This window comes from [Borrelia] finlandensis, from assembly GCF_000181875.2.
GTDB lineage: Bacteria > Spirochaetota > Spirochaetia > Borreliales > Borreliaceae > Borreliella > Borreliella finlandensis.
The window spans coordinates 43,358-59,833 of sequence record NZ_ABJZ02000002.1 but is presented as its reverse complement, the minus strand read 5'-3'; the positions used below and the strand labels follow the sequence as shown (position 1 = coordinate 59,833).

Annotated in this window: 17 protein-coding genes; 6 read left to right on the top strand and 11 right to left on the bottom strand. The window is 28.3% G+C overall.

Annotation, left to right across the window (positions count from 1 at the left end):
• The first annotated feature begins 49 nt into the window (after positions 1–49).
• Entirely contained in the window at positions 50–718 is a 669-nt protein-coding gene (locus BSV1_RS00550) for a hypothetical protein (RefSeq protein WP_008882250.1), read from the top strand.
• Positions 719–726: 8 nt separating this feature from the next.
• Here BSV1_RS00550 and BSV1_RS00545 read toward each other — a convergent pair whose 3' ends face one another.
• Genes BSV1_RS00545 through BSV1_RS00535 form a run of 3 tightly spaced genes read right to left on the bottom strand, consistent with a single transcriptional unit; the run spans position 727 to position 1,972 of the window.
• On the bottom strand, positions 727–1,176 hold the full coding sequence (locus tag BSV1_RS00545) for a DUF192 domain-containing protein (RefSeq protein WP_008882233.1): 450 nt from the start codon (positions 1,174–1,176) through the stop codon (positions 727–729).
• Between the two features lie 19 nt (positions 1,177–1,195).
• Entirely contained in the window at positions 1,196–1,606 is a 411-nt protein-coding gene (locus tag BSV1_RS00540; protein WP_008882277.1) for a hypothetical protein, read from the bottom strand.
• 9 nt (positions 1,607–1,615) lie between these two features.
• Positions 1,616–1,972, bottom strand: coding sequence for a hypothetical protein (locus BSV1_RS00535; RefSeq protein WP_008882201.1), 357 nt, complete (start codon positions 1,970–1,972; stop codon positions 1,616–1,618).
• 104 nt (positions 1,973–2,076) lie between these two features.
• Here BSV1_RS00535 and era point away from each other — a divergent pair, with 104 nt between their 5' ends.
• Both era and lysS read left to right on the top strand, forming a co-directional pair.
• Positions 2,077–2,949 carry a GTPase Era gene (gene era, locus BSV1_RS00530; RefSeq protein WP_008882232.1) on the top strand — a complete coding sequence of 291 codons (873 nt, stop codon included), beginning with the start codon at positions 2,077–2,079 and terminating at the stop codon, positions 2,947–2,949.
• A gap of 86 nt (positions 2,950–3,035) precedes the next feature.
• On the top strand, positions 3,036–4,601 hold the full coding sequence (lysS, locus tag BSV1_RS00525; protein ID WP_008882302.1) for a lysine--tRNA ligase: 1,566 nt from the start codon (positions 3,036–3,038) through the stop codon (positions 4,599–4,601).
• A 68-nt stretch (positions 4,602–4,669) separates the two neighbouring features.
• On the opposite strand, the gene gpmA is transcribed toward lysS, so the two are convergent.
• On the bottom strand, positions 4,670–5,416 hold the full coding sequence (gene gpmA, locus BSV1_RS00520) for a 2,3-diphosphoglycerate-dependent phosphoglycerate mutase (RefSeq protein ID WP_008882272.1): 747 nt from the start codon (positions 5,414–5,416) through the stop codon (positions 4,670–4,672).
• A gap of 148 nt (positions 5,417–5,564) precedes the next feature.
• On the opposite strand from gpmA, the gene rpiA reads away from it, so the two are divergent.
• On the top strand, positions 5,565–6,251 hold the full coding sequence (gene rpiA / locus BSV1_RS00515) for a ribose 5-phosphate isomerase A (RefSeq protein WP_008882269.1): 687 nt from the start codon (positions 5,565–5,567) through the stop codon (positions 6,249–6,251).
• Here rpiA and psgB read toward each other — a convergent pair.
• Positions 6,238–7,371: a HemN-related non-iron pseudo-SAM protein PsgB gene (gene psgB / locus BSV1_RS00510; RefSeq protein WP_008882165.1), complete on the bottom strand. Its 1,134-nt coding sequence runs from the start codon at positions 7,369–7,371 to the stop codon at positions 6,238–6,240. The genes rpiA and psgB overlap by 14 nt on opposite strands.
• Positions 7,372–7,479: 108 nt before the next feature.
• On the opposite strand from psgB, the gene BSV1_RS00505 reads away from it, so the two are divergent.
• Complete coding sequence (locus BSV1_RS00505; RefSeq protein ID WP_008882211.1) at positions 7,480–8,310, top strand: DnaJ domain-containing protein; 831 nt, start codon at positions 7,480–7,482, stop codon at positions 8,308–8,310.
• Here the strand turns inward: BSV1_RS00505 and BSV1_RS00500 are convergent.
• From BSV1_RS00500 to groL, 6 genes are all read right to left on the bottom strand, one after another.
• Complete coding sequence (locus BSV1_RS00500) at positions 8,307–9,449, bottom strand: hypothetical protein (RefSeq protein ID WP_008882215.1); 1,143 nt, start codon at positions 9,447–9,449, stop codon at positions 8,307–8,309. The genes BSV1_RS00505 and BSV1_RS00500 overlap by 4 nt on opposite strands.
• A gap of 25 nt (positions 9,450–9,474) precedes the next feature.
• Entirely contained in the window at positions 9,475–10,374 is a 900-nt protein-coding gene (gene secF / locus BSV1_RS00495; protein ID WP_008882273.1) for a protein translocase subunit SecF, read from the bottom strand.
• Positions 10,358–12,118: a protein translocase subunit SecD gene (secD, locus tag BSV1_RS00490; RefSeq protein ID WP_008882178.1), complete on the bottom strand. Its 1,761-nt coding sequence runs from the start codon at positions 12,116–12,118 to the stop codon at positions 10,358–10,360. The genes secF and secD overlap by 17 nt, the downstream gene beginning before the upstream one ends.
• Positions 12,119–12,204: 86 nt before the next feature.
• Positions 12,205–12,522, bottom strand: a complete 318-nt coding sequence (gene yajC, locus BSV1_RS00485; RefSeq protein WP_083858428.1) for a preprotein translocase subunit YajC — start codon at positions 12,520–12,522, stop codon at positions 12,205–12,207.
• Positions 12,515–12,811 (bottom strand): hypothetical protein, encoded by a 297-nt coding sequence (locus BSV1_RS00480; protein ID WP_008882181.1) that lies wholly within the window; start codon positions 12,809–12,811, stop codon positions 12,515–12,517. Before BSV1_RS00480 ends, yajC begins: the two co-directional genes overlap by 8 nt.
• A 65-nt stretch (positions 12,812–12,876) precedes the next feature.
• Complete coding sequence (gene groL, locus BSV1_RS00475) at positions 12,877–14,514, bottom strand: chaperonin GroEL (protein WP_002657108.1); 1,638 nt, start codon at positions 14,512–14,514, stop codon at positions 12,877–12,879.
• Positions 14,515–14,708: 194 nt separating this feature from the next.
• Between groL and BSV1_RS00470 the strand changes: the two genes are divergently transcribed.
• Positions 14,709–16,397, top strand: coding sequence for a hypothetical protein (locus BSV1_RS00470; protein ID WP_008882220.1), 1,689 nt, complete (start codon positions 14,709–14,711; stop codon positions 16,395–16,397).
• Positions 16,398–16,476: the final 79 nt, after the last annotated feature.

Sequence of the window (16,476 nt, the reverse complement as noted above, 5' to 3'; positions counted from 1 at the left end):
TTTAAAATCCTTATAATTAAATTATAATAATCATATGTTACATAATACAATGTTAATTGCAAGAATAATGAATATTAATACATTATTCTACGGCATGATCATTATCATTTTTGCACTCATTTCTTGCAATCATAAGAATATACAGTACGACAAGAGAATTAAAAAATTTTTAGATAAAAACAAAATTGAATATAAAATAGACTCAGAAAATGACTTTATAGCATTTAAAGATATAAACAATAACGAAAAAGAAGAAGTGATCATCAGATCAAAACTAAACTCATATAAAAATTCAAAGATAAGAGAAATATTTGGAATTGTCAAAGTATTTGATATAAACACACCAAAAATAAAAGAAATATCTGACTCGCTTATGAGCGATAGTTATAATAACAGAGTATTTGGATCGTGGGAGATTATTCATAATGCAGAAAGAGGAATCAACTCTTTGGTATATATTGTAAAGGCAGAAGAATTTGCAAATGATACATTTTTACTTGATGCAATTGACGAGATCACCTCAACAATAAGTATTTTCAAAAAAATAATAACAACTAACAACGAAAACATTGATAATAATGAAGAAAATAACAATACAAATGAATTAAATGAGCAGCCTACCCTAAAGCAAGAAAAAACAAATTCAACAAAAGAATCTAATAATGAACTTAAAGAAGATCAAATAGAAGAAGAACTTCAAGAAATCAAAGCCCAATAATTTCAAAATCATTCTACTAATAAAGAATTAACATCAAAGCAAAAATGAACTTTGTCACCTATTTTTATTTGAAATTTAGAAAATGAGCCCCTTGGAAGCTCAAGAGCATACCTTACCTTATAAAGAGAATTAACATTTGCTCTAGAGTACGGCTCTAAATCATAAATTTCTTTAATAATTCCATTTGAATCAATATAAGCTATTTCAAGCAGAAAAGGTGTATTTTCCATCCAAAAAGATAAATTTTGATCTTTTTTAAAAACAAAAAGCATCCCATTGCCATATTCAACTTTTTGAGTACCCATGTAACCTTTTGCCCTATCAAGCTCATTAGATGCTATTTTTACAAAAAACTTAACCCCATTTATCATAATTTCTTTATCGTAAAAATGATCAGCAAAAGATAAAAAAGACATCGACAAAACTAAAAATAAAAACCGTTTTAAAATTTTTTTCAATTATCAGCCTTATTAAAAATCATTTATTATAATTTGAAATATAAGATTTTAAAGTCATTCTTAAAATATTTTTATTTAAAACAATAATAAAATCACCAAGATCCCATAAATAATTCAAAGGCGTTACCAGTGTAGCCTCGCCAAACTTTTTCTTTACCTCAATAAAAATTGCATACTGAGATATTAATTTTTTATCAAAAACAAAAGTGTACGAAAACATTTTATTTTTGTCAAAATTAAAAACAGCATATTTTAAATGGGTTTTAGCAATAAATTGTAAAGTCTGCTTCCTAGCATAAGGAAATTCAACTTCTTCAACATCATAATAAAAAATAGTGCTCTTTAGAACATTCTCTTTAACAGAATCCATGCTAGAACCCATAACAAAAGATGTAAAAATAGAAAATAAATAAAAAACTGTAATACCCATACAAAGCCTTTAGCCATAAACAATATAAAGAAAAAGTATAACAAATAAAAAACTTGAAAATAAATAAAGCAAAATATCAACATTAATCCCAAAATGGGAAAGCCTTACAAAGGTCCTAGAAGCTGCTCTATCACTTACCATTCTTGCTCTTTCTTTTCTTTTAAAGGGTTTTTCTTTAAGTTCTTGAAAAGGACTGTAGTGACAATTAGGACAACCTTCTCCAAAAGCAGAAACTGGACCTACATGCCTACAATTTGGACATTCGATATCACCAAGCTTAGCAGTACAATTAGGACAAACAGATCGATTAAGTCCAACTTTTTCGCCACATTGCTCGCAAAAAACTTCAAAATTTACCTTTGCCAAACGAAAATTCCTCAAATTTTACTTAAAAATAAGTATTTAAAATACTATATAATTAATTATAATAAAAAATATATGAATATTACATATTTAAGGAATACTAAAACATGAAATCGGGATTTGCAGCAATACTTGGTAGACCATCAACTGGAAAATCTACCCTTTTAAATTCAATATGCGGACATAAAATATCAATAATATCCCCTATTCCGCAAACAACTAGAAATAAAATAAAAGGAATCTTTACGGACGACAGAGGACAAATTATTTTTATAGACACACCAGGATTTCATCTGAGTAAAAAAAAGTTTAATATTGCAATGATGAAAAATATCCACTCTTCAATAGGAGAAGTTGAACTCATCCTATACATAATAGACATTCAAGACAAACCTGGAGAAGAAGAAAATAAAATGTTAGAAATAATTAAAAACTCTAAAATTAAATTTTTAGTAATACTTAATAAAATTGACCTTAAAAATACAAAAATAAAAGAAATAACGCAATTTCTAAAAGAAAAAGGAATAGAAGATAACAATATAATTAAAATATCTGCTGAAAAAAAAATTAACACAGAAGAACTAAAAAATAAAATTTATGAAAATTTTTCAGAAGGCCCACTTTATTATCCACAAGAATACTACACCGATCAAGAAATAAATTTTAGAATTAGTGAAATAATAAGGGAAAAGGCTATTGAAAACCTAAAAGAAGAACTTCCCTATTCTTTGTATGTGGATATTGATAACTTAGAAAATAAAAAAGGAAGTCTTTTTATCAGAGCAAATATTTTTGTAGCAAATGAAAGTCAAAAAGGAATAATTGTAGGAAAAAACGGAAAAGAAATAAAATCAATAGGAGAAAGAGCAAGAAAAACAATTGCAAAAATTTTTGAAACAAAATGCAACCTATTCTTACAGGTAAAACTTAAAAAAAATTGGAACAAAGAAGATAAGCTAATAAAAAGACTTATAAATTAACAAACATTTAACTACATTTTTTTAAATCCTTGAAACTTGAAAAACAAAATGCTAAAATTTACCTAAATTTAAATTAGGAATAAAATGTGAAAACAGCACACTGGGCAGATTTTTACGCAGAAAAAATAAAAAAAGAAAAAGGTCCAAAAAACTTATACACAGTAGCATCGGGAATTACTCCATCTGGAACTGTGCACATTGGCAATTTTAGAGAAGTTATTTCGGTAGACCTTGTAGCAAGAGCACTAAGAGACTCTGGATCAAAAGTAAGATTTATTTATTCTTGGGATAATTACGACGTATTTCGAAAAGTTCCCAAAAATATGCCAGAACAAGAACTTCTTACAACTTATTTAAGACAAGCAATAACAAGAGTCCCTGACACAAGAAGCTACAAAACAAGTTATGCAAAGGCTAATGAAATTGAATTTGAAAAATATCTGCCTATAGTGGGGATCAATCCTGAATTCATCGACCAAAGTAAACAATATACCAGCAACGCTTATGCAAACCAAATAAAATTTGCACTTGATCATAAAAAAGAACTATCTGAAGCATTAAATGAATACAGAACCTCAAAGCTTGAAGAAAATTGGTATCCAATCAGTATATTTTGTACAAAATGCAATAGAGACACAACAACTGTAAATAATTATGACAATCATTACTCTGTTGAGTATTCATGTGAATGTGGAAATCAAGAATCTCTAGACATAAGAACCACATGGGCCATTAAACTTCCCTGGAGAATAGATTGGCCTATGAGATGGAAATATGAAAAAGTTGACTTTGAGCCTGCAGGAAAAGACCACCATAGCAGTGGCGGCAGTTTTGATACATCTAAAAATATTGTAAAAATTTTTCAAGGTAGTCCTCCTGTAACATTTCAATATGACTTTATTTCAATAAAAGGACGTGGTGGAAAAATATCCTCCTCATCAGGAGATGTCATATCGCTCAAAGATGTTCTTGAAGTCTATACACCCGAGGTCACAAGATTTTTATTTGCTGCTACTAAACCAAATACTGAATTTTCAATCTCATTTGATCTTGACGTAATTAAAATATACGAAGATTACGACAAATTTGAGAGAATCTACTATGGAGTAGAAGATGTAAAAGAAGAAAAAAAAAGAGCATTTAAAAGAATTTACGAACTATCTCAACCATACATGCCAAGCAAAAGAATCCCTTATCAGATTGGATTCAGGCATTTAAGTGTAATATGTCAAATATTTGAAAATAATATAAATAAAATTTTAAATTACTTGAAAAACGTTCAAGAAGATCAAAAAGACAAACTAATAAATAAAATAAATTGCGCAATTAATTGGATAAGAGATTTTGCACCAGAAGATTTCAAATTTTCATTAAGATCTAAATTTGATAATATGGAAATACTAGAAGAAAATGGCAAAAAAGCAATTAATGAACTTTTGGATTTTTTAAAGAAAAATTTTGAAGTTGCCACAGAACAAGACATTCAAAACGAAATATATAAAATTTCAAGAGAAAATAATATAGAACCTGCTTTGTTTTTTAAACAAATTTACAAAATTTTAATTGACAAAGAAAAAGGGCCCAAATTAGCTGGATTTATCAAAATAATTGGTATTGATCGCTTTGAAAAGATTACAAGTAAATACGTTTAAGCCTTAAAATTAATAAAAAAATAAGTCATAATTATATGACTTATTAACACTTTAATACAAATAAATCGTTACTTTAACTTTCCTTGACTAGCAACAGATTCCATTGCCTTTTTAATTTTGCTCTCATCACCTAGATAGTAATGTTTAATGGGGTTTAAATCTTTATCTAATTCGTAAACTAAAGGAATGCCGGTGGGAATGTTAAGCTTTAAAACATCTTCTTCACTTAAATTGTCAAGATATTTAACAAGCGCTCTTAAAGAATTACCGTGAGCAGCAACAATAACTTTTTTACCTTCAAGAACTTCTTTTGCAATCTCATCAGTCCAATAAGGAATAACTCTTGCAACAGTATCTTTAAGGCACTCTGTTGAAGGAAGTTCCCTTTTGGGGATATGTTTATATCTTGGATCTTTTATGGGATGACGAACATCAGACTCATCCAAAGACATTGGGGGCACATCATAACTACGTCTCCAAATCAAAACCTTATCTTCCCCATATTTTGCAGCTGTTTCTGACTTATTTAAACCTTGCAAAGCTCCATAGTGCCTTTCATTTAATCTCCAGGTTTTTTTTACACTAATATAAGATTGTCCTAATTCTCGCAAAATAATATTTAAAGTGTCATTAGCCCTTGACAACAAAGAACTAAAAGCAATATCAAAAGAATAGCCTTCTTGTTTGAGAAGCAAACCCGCCTCTAAAGCCTCATCGATACCCTTGTCAGAAAGTTTAACATCTGTCCAACCAGTAAAAAGATTTTCTTTATTCCATTCACTCTCTCCGTGTCTTACTAAAACTAATTTATACATAAAATCTCCTAGCATATTATTTTATTTACCAATACTAATAATTATAAATTAGCATAAAATCTAGTCAAGATTTAAGCCTTAGTAATTAAATAATGATATACTTTAAAATACATTAAGCTTTAAGTTTATCAAGCAAGGAAAAGAATTTATGGAAAATCAAAAAATTTTGGTAGCAAAATATGCAATTGATCACTATATCAAAAGCAATATGAACCTTGGAATCGGAACAGGTACAACTATTTATTATGCAATAAAATATTTAAGCGAAAAGATAAAATCGGGTAGCTTAAAAAATTTAAAATTCTACACAACAAGTAGTGATACAAAATATTTACTCTCAAAAGAACAAATTCCTTATGAATCAAATTTTTCAAAACTTAACAAAAATCTAGACATTGCAATTGATGGAGCTGATGAAATTTTATTAGGAAAAAAAAGCTTAATAAAGGGAATGGGAGGTGCTCATCTAATGGAGAAAGTAATAGCCTACAATTCAGAAACATTGCTAATAATAGCAGATGAAACCAAAATTGTTAAAAAATTAGGAACAAAAATGCCTATTCCCATAGAAGTTGCCCAAAATGCTGTTGGATTTATTATGACTAGACTTGAAGAAATGAATTTAGAAACAACCTTGAGAATTTGCAAAGAAAAAAAAGGACCCACTATAACTGATAACAATAATTATATCTTAGATGTAAAAATGCATGTGGAAAATCCTGAAGGAACAGAAAAATACTTCAAACTATTTCCAGGTATACTTGAGATTGGAATATTCAACCATAAAAAAACAAAAATAGTTTATTACCAAGACAAACAAATCAAGGAAGCCTAAGCTTAACTTTAAAAAAGTTATCATTAAAATAGTTTATAATTTTTACTAAATAAAAATCTAACTTGAACCTTTCTCTCCCTTTTAATAGCATAATATTATCATCAAAAACAAACTTTTTACTTAAAGTTGAGCAGTAATTAATAAACTGAAAAAATTGTTTTTCATTGTACTCAAATCTAAGCCTAAGAGCCCTGAAGCTGACACCTTGAATGGTTCCAAGCCCTTGAATAAAATGATAAACAAAAAACTCCAAATCCTCTAACAATTCAAAAGTTACTAAGTGATTATTTGCTTTAACAAAATTGCCAGTTTTTCTAATCAAAGCTCTTACATTATTATTCTTGTCATTACAAAAAAGCAAGCTTACAGCACGCAATCCTAATCCTAAATACGGCTTTAACTCCCAATTTAACTTATTGTGTCTGCTCTCATGCCCCTTTAATGCAAAATTAGTAATTTCATAATTAATGTAGCCATTGGATTCCAGACACTCGAGAGCATAAAACCATAGTTTTTCCGAATCAATGCTGTTATCAAAATCTCTAAAGACAAAGTCTTCCTCTTCACATATAAAATCGCTAAAACAAATATGCTCAGGCATATATGAAAGCAATTCTTTCAAATCTCGCTTGAGATGAGATTTTTTTTGCAAAGGCATATTGACAGTCATGTCAATATTCAAATCAAAAGGAAACTTTCTAATATTGTTAATTAAAATACTCAATTTTTCATAAGAAATTTCGGGTATCCCCACAATCTTTCTAAACTCTAAAGAAAAACTTTGAACATTAAGATTAATTCTAGTAATACAAAATTCATCCAAAAGTTTGAATTTTTCAAAATCAACATAACCTGGAATAATTTCTAAAGTAAATTCTTCTAATAAAGCCAAATTAATATACTTGAACAAAGAAGTGAAAATAAATTTTAAATTATCTTGCCTAGATAAACAAAAATCTAAGTGCTTAATGTAAAGTGTTTTTATAATTGGATGACCCAACAAGATTAAATGACATTTTAATTCCTCTAAAATTCTATTAAAAATGCTAAAATCTTTACAACAAAATGACAAATTAATATAAAGACTTAACTCGACAAGAGGTAAAAGATCTACTCTCATAATTGGTCTTTTAAAAATTTAGGTTTAATTATAACATATATAAAGTATAAATATTAAAATATATTTAAAAAATATAATAAATAAGGTAGATTTGAAGGAGATTTTTTAATGACCAAAGACTACTACAATATACTTGGAATACAAAAAAATGCTAGTAATGAGGAAATAAAAAAAGCTTACAAAAAATTGGCAATAAAATATCACCCAGACAAAAACAAGGGAAACAAAATAGCTGAAGAAAAGTTTAAAGAAATAAACGAGGCTTATGAAATTTTATCTTCTCCTGATAAAAAAAGAAATTATGACTCTTTGGGAAACACAAATTTTAATGTCAACAACGACCATTTTGAAAGAGAATTTAGCAGCACAAGATTTGGCAATTTTGAAGATTTAGATTTTTTTTCCAAAATCTTTGGCGGATCCTCAAGAAAAACAGCAGACAGAGAAATAATTGTAAATATTTCACTTTATGATGCTTACATGGGAAGTAAAAAAACAATACTTATAAACAACAAAAAAATCGAGGTAATAATTCCAAAAGGAACATTAGAAACAACTACAATAAAAATAAACAACAAGGGTCCTATTAATCCAATTTCTGGAATAAAAGGAAGCTTAATGGTCAAATTTAATATATCAAGTTATAAAAATTTTAAACTGAATGGGAAAACCTTAGAAACAACAATAGAGGTTTACCCTTGGGAAATAGCTTTGGGTTGCGAAAAGCTATTTGAAACAATTGAAGGGAAAAAAATAAAACTTAAAATCCCATCAGATGCAAAAAATGGAGAAATTCTGAACTTAAAAGGATTGGGGATGCCTATAATTGGAAGCAGCTCAAAAAGGGATCTTAAAGTCACTTTGATAGTAAAAATTCCAAAAATAATAAATAATGAAGTAAAAACTATTTACGAAAGATTAAAAGAAATATACAGTTAAAGTGTTTCTGAAAATAAATGACCAAAATTTTTTAAATTTGCCTCCCAACCCGACCTATATTCATTAAATTTATTTATTTTAGATTCATATTCTTTGATTCCATCCTCAATATTATCAAAATTTTTAGCAATATCCACTGAAAACTGAAAAACATCCCCTTGTCTGGGAGCAAGAGTAAAAAAAGCAAATTTCCAATTTCCAGAATTTATAGTAGATACAATCCTTTTTTGGAAAACATAATCAGAGATTAAAACAAATTTTTGAAACTCTTTTCTTCGTAAATAAATAAGCTCATTCCACTCATTAAAAATAGCATCTGGTAATTCGTTTAAACCAATCTCAATTATATTATTAATAGATAAAAGAATTTGTAAAATTTCTAATAAATTTAAATAATAGCTATCAAAACATTGAATTGTAATTTCAAGCAAAGCAATTTTTATAAGTAGTTTAGAAATGTCAAGACTATGATCTTTCATAATTTTATCAATTCTCTCTTTTGTGTGATCTATAATAAATTTTTTATGAGTTTCTTTAATATTGCTACTTTTTTTAATTTGCTCTACTTTTTCATAATAATCATTAATTTCTTTATTAATTACATCTAAATTATTACTATTGGCCTCATTGGAAAAAAAATCCAATGAATTACTAAGTCGATCTAAAAATTCTTCTTGAATAAAAAATGTGGCAATTCTTATGCAAGAAAATGGGGCCTTGCTCTTTTTTTCAAAATTTTCAATTTTTTGTTTAAGATCTACTCTAAAATTTAAATATTTAAGCTTGTCTAAAAATTTATTAAAACAGGAAACATCTTCTAACAATTCATCTTCATGAATGTCTAAAAATTGGGAATTAGGATGATATTTTCTTATCAAATTTTTAACAATAAGTAAAGTATCTAAAAAAATAGCTTTATTGGCACCCCAAGATTTATTGATACTGGGATTAAAATCCCTATAAATCTTATCCAAAAACAAAAGTTTATCTTTTAGCAAATTGGCATCGTTAATAAGGCTTGACTGTTCTCGATAAGAATAATAATTTATTAAACTATACCTAAAAATGCTAAAATTAAGATATTTTTGAAAATCAAAAAATCTATAAAATCCTAATGAACCAAAATCAAAAAACTTCATGCCACAATATCATCTTATTTAAGATCTACTTTATCTTTTTATACAGGTTTAAAAGTATTGGAGACGCTATGAATATAGAAGAATAAGTTCCAACAATTACCCCTACCATAAATACCAAAGAAAAATCTTTTATAGATCCTTCAGTAAACACATAAATAGAAAATACTGCAACAAATGTTGTAACTGACGTCAAAACAGTTCTTGATAAAGTTTGACTAATACTTATGTTTAATACATTTAAAAATGTGTTATCGGTTAATCGCTTAACATTATCTCTAATCCTATCAAAAATAATTATTGTGTCGTTTAAAGAATATCCAATAATGGTAAGTATTGCCACAATAATATAGCTATTAATCTCTATTCTAAATACCCCTAAAAAAGCAACTATAAAAAATATATCATGAAATATTGAAAGTATGGAAGCAATAGCATAACTTAGTTTAAATCTTAAAGTTATATAAATCAAAATCAGGATAAATGTTCCTAATACTAAAAATACTGACCTAATTCTCAAAGTAGAAGAAAAACTTGAATCAATAAAATAAGAATCCAAAACTTCAATATTAGCATCAAATGTTTCTTTAAGTTTATCTAATATTGTTTTTTGAACTTCTGTTTTAAAAGCATAATCAATCACATTAGACTTTACCATAATAGAGAATTCACTTTTATTCTGATCTGGTGAAAAAATACTATTAACATCTAAAGTCTTATAAATCGGAGAGAATATTTCTTTAATTTCATTTTCTTTAATATTTGATTTTTCTATTGAAAGATTAATATTAACCCTAGAAGAAAAATCTATTCCCCAATTGTATCCACCATGATAAAAAAAAGTATAAATAAGCCCAACCAAAATCAAAACGGCACTAACAATTAAAACATTGCTTCCATATTTTGAAAAATTAATTACTCTTTGCATATTTTGAACTCCAAGATATACTTATAAATTTGCTTTTTCTAACAGATATGATAAATTCCAAAATAAATCTTGAAAAAATCAAACTACTAAAAAGGGATGCCACAATTCCAACAGAAAGAGACCAAGCAAAACCTTGAATAACTCCTGTCCCAAGAAGAGTTAAAAAAAGCACCGCAATAAATGTTGTTATATTTGCATCCATAATTGATAAAAATGCCTTTTTAAAACCATCTTCAAAAGCATTTTCAAATCTTCTGCCTTCTCTAATTTCTTCTTTAATTCTCTCATAAATAACTATATTTATGTCAACGGCCATACCCATTGTCAAAATAAGACCTGCAATACTTGTTAAAGTTAAAGTAAAATTAAAGGCCGACAATATCGCTAAAATTAAAAATACATTATAAATAACAAGTGAAAATCCAGCTACAACACCACTCAAGCCATAATAAACACACATAAACAAAAAAACTAAACAAAGAGCAAGCGCAGAAGCTTTAATGCCAAGATCAATAGTCCTAGCACCAAGAGTAGGCCCTATTATTCTCAAATCATCTATTTTAATATCAACTGGAAAAGCTGCAGTTTTAAAAACTAAAGCAAGATCTTGGGCCTCTTTTTTATCAAAAGAATCACCTTGAATTGAAACATTGCCCCCAGTAATAGCATATCCAATTCCTGCCACAGACTTAATTTTACCTTCCATAACAACGGCCAAAGACTTTCCAACATTTTTTTGAGTAAATTTAAAAAATTTTTCACTTCCATCAACATCAAGGCTAAAGGCAACAGTATCTCGACCCGTTCTAGGATCGTTAGAAACCCCAGCATCTTTAATATGCGCACCATCAAATAAATTTTCAGGGCTTGCATCAACCACATAATAACGAACTGATGACTCATCATCCACACCATAAGAATCTTTAACATACCAAGGAAAAATTTGTTTACTATCTGGAAGGTTCATGCTTGCCTGAATTTCAGGAATAGAAAAAAGAGAGCCCGCTTCTAATATTTTTCTATGTAAAAGAGATGTAGACTCATCATCAACCACATAAAAAGTCAAATTGCCTTTACCGCTCAAAAGAGCGCTTACTCTACTCTCATCTTTTTCTCCAGGAATATCTAAGAAAATTTTATTTCCCCCTGCTTCTCTTACAATTTTAGGCTCTGTAAGCCCGAACCTATCTACCCTATCTTTAAGAATTTGCATTATCCGATAAATGGCATCCTCTCTCTCAGCAAAAGTCAAAGAACGACCTAATTTTTTTTCAACACTTGAATAATCAAGAGAAATAGTAACACTCATCCCACCAGACAAATCAAGCCCAAGATGTATTATTCTGCTTTTACCCTTCTTTATGTTCTCATAATATCTATAAATCTCTAAGCTTACTTCTCCCATATCCGAATCAGTTAAAAATCCTTCACGCAAGGTTTTAGCAGTAAAAATATTAGGTGGAATTTTCATTGAAGACCTATAATTATTTTTTGCTATTGGAATTAAATAAGACAAACTAGCTGGAATACTGCTATTGGGATCTTTATTATACAATTCCTTAAGCTTAACAAGATCATTCAGGGCTTTTTTCTTTGAATAATCCCTTAAGGCCTCTTGTGAATATGAGCTTATTTTTTTATCCTCAACGCTCATTAAAAAATACCATTTTAAAGTCGGAAATATTAAAAGACATGCAAAAAACGTCATCAACAATATCAATATAAGCTTAGATCCTTTTTTCATTATACAAATCCTTAAAATTTTTAAAAAATACCATTATTAGCTAACAGTTCTAATTTTACCTTTAAATAATACCCTTTTTTTTAACTTCATTTTTTTTCAGACAAAACCTTATCAATAGAGTTTTTTATAAATACTGCTTCGTTATTTGGACTTAATTCTAAAATAACATCCGTATCGCCTAATTTTTTCACAACTCCAAAAATTCCACCTATTGTTAATACCTTATCGCCCTTTTTTAGATTTTTTATCATTTCTTTTTTATTCTTCTCTTCCTTACGCTGAGGAGATATCACTAAAAACCAAAATATAGCAATAACAGGCACAAAAACTAATAAACTTCGTAAAAAGTTACTATTGCCGCTAAATTCTTGCAATAAAAACACAAAACCTCCCATACTATACATATGTCACTTTTATCTTATTAATATTATCAGGATAAACTACTCCAAATAAAAGCTTAAAATCATCTTTTTTGGTATAATTAGAGTTACTTATTTTATTATACTCTTCAATTAAATAATTAATAAGACCATCGTCATTCCTATAAAGAGCTTTGCTAAAGGCACTTCTGTAAAGTCCAAGTTCAAAAAGTTCCTTAGCGCTTTTACCCTTATTTTCTCTTAAAAGCTGCCTATCTACTATTGCCTTTGAACAATCATAGCCTATACAAAAAATAAATTCATCCTCACTCAAAATAATTCCTTTGAATAATAAAATATTCACCGGCAAAAACACAAGCTTACCGGTGAAACTTTAATTTACATCATTCCCATTCCTGGGTCCATAGGATAACCACCACCACCAGAAGTATTTTTCTCTTCTTTAATATCTGTGATTGCACATTCTGTTGTTAATAAAAGTCCAGCAATTGAAGCAGCATTTTGAAGCGCACTTCTTGTAACCTTAGCAGGATCAATTATTCCACTCTCAATCATATTTACCCACTTAAAGCTGGAAGCATCAAACCCAAGCCCTTTTTTTTCAGTTTTAATTTGATGAATGTAAATAGATCCTTCAAAACCAGCATTTGAAATAATCTGTCTCATTGGCTCTTCAAGACTTCTTTTTACGATCTCAAAACCTTGCTTCTCCTCATAGCTTAATTTACTTGTATCTATTGTATCTAAATACATAGCAACTTCAATAAGAGTTGATCCACCGCCAGGCACAACACCCTCTTCAACAGCAGCACGAGTTGCAGAAAGAGCGTCCTCAACTCTATGCTTTTTCTCCTTAAGCTCTACCTCAGTAACAGCTCCAACATTAATAACGGCAACTCCGCCAACAAGTTTTGCAAGACGCTCTTGAAGTTTTTCTTTATCATATTCAGATGTTGAATCTTCAATTTGCTTTTTAATAAGCTCTGAACGCTCCTTTATTTGCTCTTTATTGCCAGTATTAATAATAGTGGTATTGTCTTTATCAACCTTAATAGTTTTAGCCTGTCCAAGTTGCTCAATCTCAACTGTCTCAAGAGTAAGACCTAGCTCCTCACTGATTAAAACACCGCCGGTAAGCACTGCAATATCCTCAAGCATTGCTTTTCGTCTATCACCAAAACCAGGAGATTTAATTGCACATACCTTTAAAGCTCCTCTAACGCTGTTTAAAACAAGAGCAGCAAGAGCATCCCCCTCAATGTCCTCAGCAATAATTAATAAAGGTTTATTTGTCCCTAAAACTTTCTCAAGAACTGGTAAAAGCTCTTTAATAGAACTAATCTTTTTCTCATATATCAATATGAAAGCATCGTCAAAATTAACACTCATATTTTCTTTATTGGTAGAAAAATAAGGAGAAAGATATCCTCTATCAAATTGCATACCCTCAACATAAGAAATCGTAGTATCAAAAGTCTTTGACTCTTCAACTGTTATAACACCATCTTTTCCAACTTTATCCATTGCCTCAGCAATTTTTTCACCTATATAACTGTCATTATTAGCAGAAATTGAAGCTACTTGTGCAATCTCTTCTTTTGTTGTAATCTTTTTTGCAGACTGACGAATTTTCTCAGCAGCCAAATTTACAGCGTGATCTATTCCCTTTTTTATTCCAATAGGATTAATTCCTGAAGACACATTCTTAAGGCCTTCTCTTGCAATAGCATAAGCAAGAACAGTAGCGGTTGTTGTTCCATCGCCAGCAACATCATTTGTTTTAATAGCAACTTCCTTTAAAAGCTGTGCCCCCATGTTTTCAAATGGATTTTCAAGCTCAATCTCACGAGCAACGCTAACCCCATCCTTTGTAACCGTTGGAGAGCCGAACTTTTTATCAATAAGGACATTTCTCCCTTTTGGCCCAAGAGTTACTTTTACAGCATTGGATAATTTTTCAACGCCACTAAGTAAGCTTTTTCTAGCATCCTCATTAAAATATATGTCTTTAGCCATAAAAATTTTACCCCTTTCTATAAATAAAAATAATTTACATATAACAATATAAGATTAACATAAACTTAATACATTCGCTATAGTAGCGTATTACTTCTATGCATCAAAAAATACAAAATATACAAAACCAGTAAAAATTTTTATTATATAATGTAAATATTGACTAATCTTTAAATTATAAAGACAAAGAATTTATGTTTAGAAAACTAAAAAAATTGAAAACTTATATTATTATTATTTCAATAACTAAATTTTCAGAAGATAACCTGTTATTAATAATATCAAATATAAAATATTTGATTGAACACAAACAGCTAGCTTACAAAATACATTGGACATTTCCAATATACTTTTTTGAAATTCTAAGAGAACATGAGGAATTAAATAAATGGCTATTTGAAAGATTCAAAACCAATACAGATATATATATGCCTGGAACTTACAGTGGAAGCCCTCATGAATACATGCTGCACGATGAGATACATTTAGACTTGTATTGGGCACTAAAAAATCCATTCAAAAGTGGATACAAAGACATATTTCAAAATACGCCTATTATGTTTTATATATACAACATAGAAAAGTTTAGAAAAAAGGTGACTGAGCTTTACAGAAAGCTTAATTTCAATTATACAGAAGGAATAAGGCAGAGTAAAAATAATAAAAATTATTTAATTTTTTATAAAAATAACTGCCAATATTTATATGAAGTACAAAAAATAGATTCTCCAAAAAGCAACGTAGAAACTCTTATTTATTTTTATGAAATCAAAGAAACTTATGATAATCAAGAACTAAAAAATTTTTTACTTTATTTAAAAGCTTTGGAAAATAACTTACACAGCATTAAGATACAAAATCTAGAAGGATCCAAACTTACCACCGAACTACTAGAGATTCCAAAATTTAACTCCCTTAAAGAGCAAGAGCCAATAATAAACTTTCAAAACAAAAGACTTAAAGATTATCAAATCAACGAAAAAAGCTTAAGAGAATTTTTAATAAATAAACACCAAGATGAAATCATTAAAAATTCAGAATCAATTGTGCCTAAAAATTTGGAATACAATATGGAAGGAAATTTCACGCTATCTCACGATAAATACAATATTAAATTCGAAAATGGAAAATTAAATAAAATAAAATTTAAAGATAAAAAAGCTGAATTTCTAAACACATCTAGAACTTATTTTAAGGTTTCATCAAAAAAAGAACTAATAAAAGAAGCATCTATTGAAAGTTCATTTTCATTTTCAAATGAAAAAATTTTAGGAATAAAACAATATTTAGCTTTTAACTCTGCCAAAAAATCAACAATTGATTTTTTTATAGACGAGACTATCTCTAGCTTCTTTATATCGATTAAAATAAAATGGCCTTCTAAAATAGATCTAGATAAAAAAACATTAAAAAAATGCAATCCTGATTATCTTCTTGAATATTCAGCTCTTGAAATACCTGTTTTTGAAATTGCAAAAGGCACTAATTTAAAAATAACAGCAAAATACAGCGATCTTGATACTTATGAAAAAATAATAATAACTAAAAACAATCCCAAAGGCTACATTAATGGTACAGAATTTTTGATATCTAAAGGAAATGATAAAAACAGCAACTTTTTTATAAGCTTTTTAAATGTTGAAAAACATATCATTCATACAATTAATTATAAAATTGAAAAAATAAATTCTAAGAAATGGTTAATTTTAAATATAGGAGGTTCTTATAACACAGTTAAGATCCAAGATGTAATAAATTACTCTCAAACACTAAATTTAATGATACTACCATTAAATAATAATTTTGATAACAAAATAAAACTGAATTCAAAAATAAAAAATTTAATTTTTTATACTAATATAAAAAAATATGAAAATAAATAAATAATAAGTAGTAAAATATTAATAACTGGGTATAAAATTATCCTAAGAAGAACATAAAAAGTATTTAATCTTTAATTTA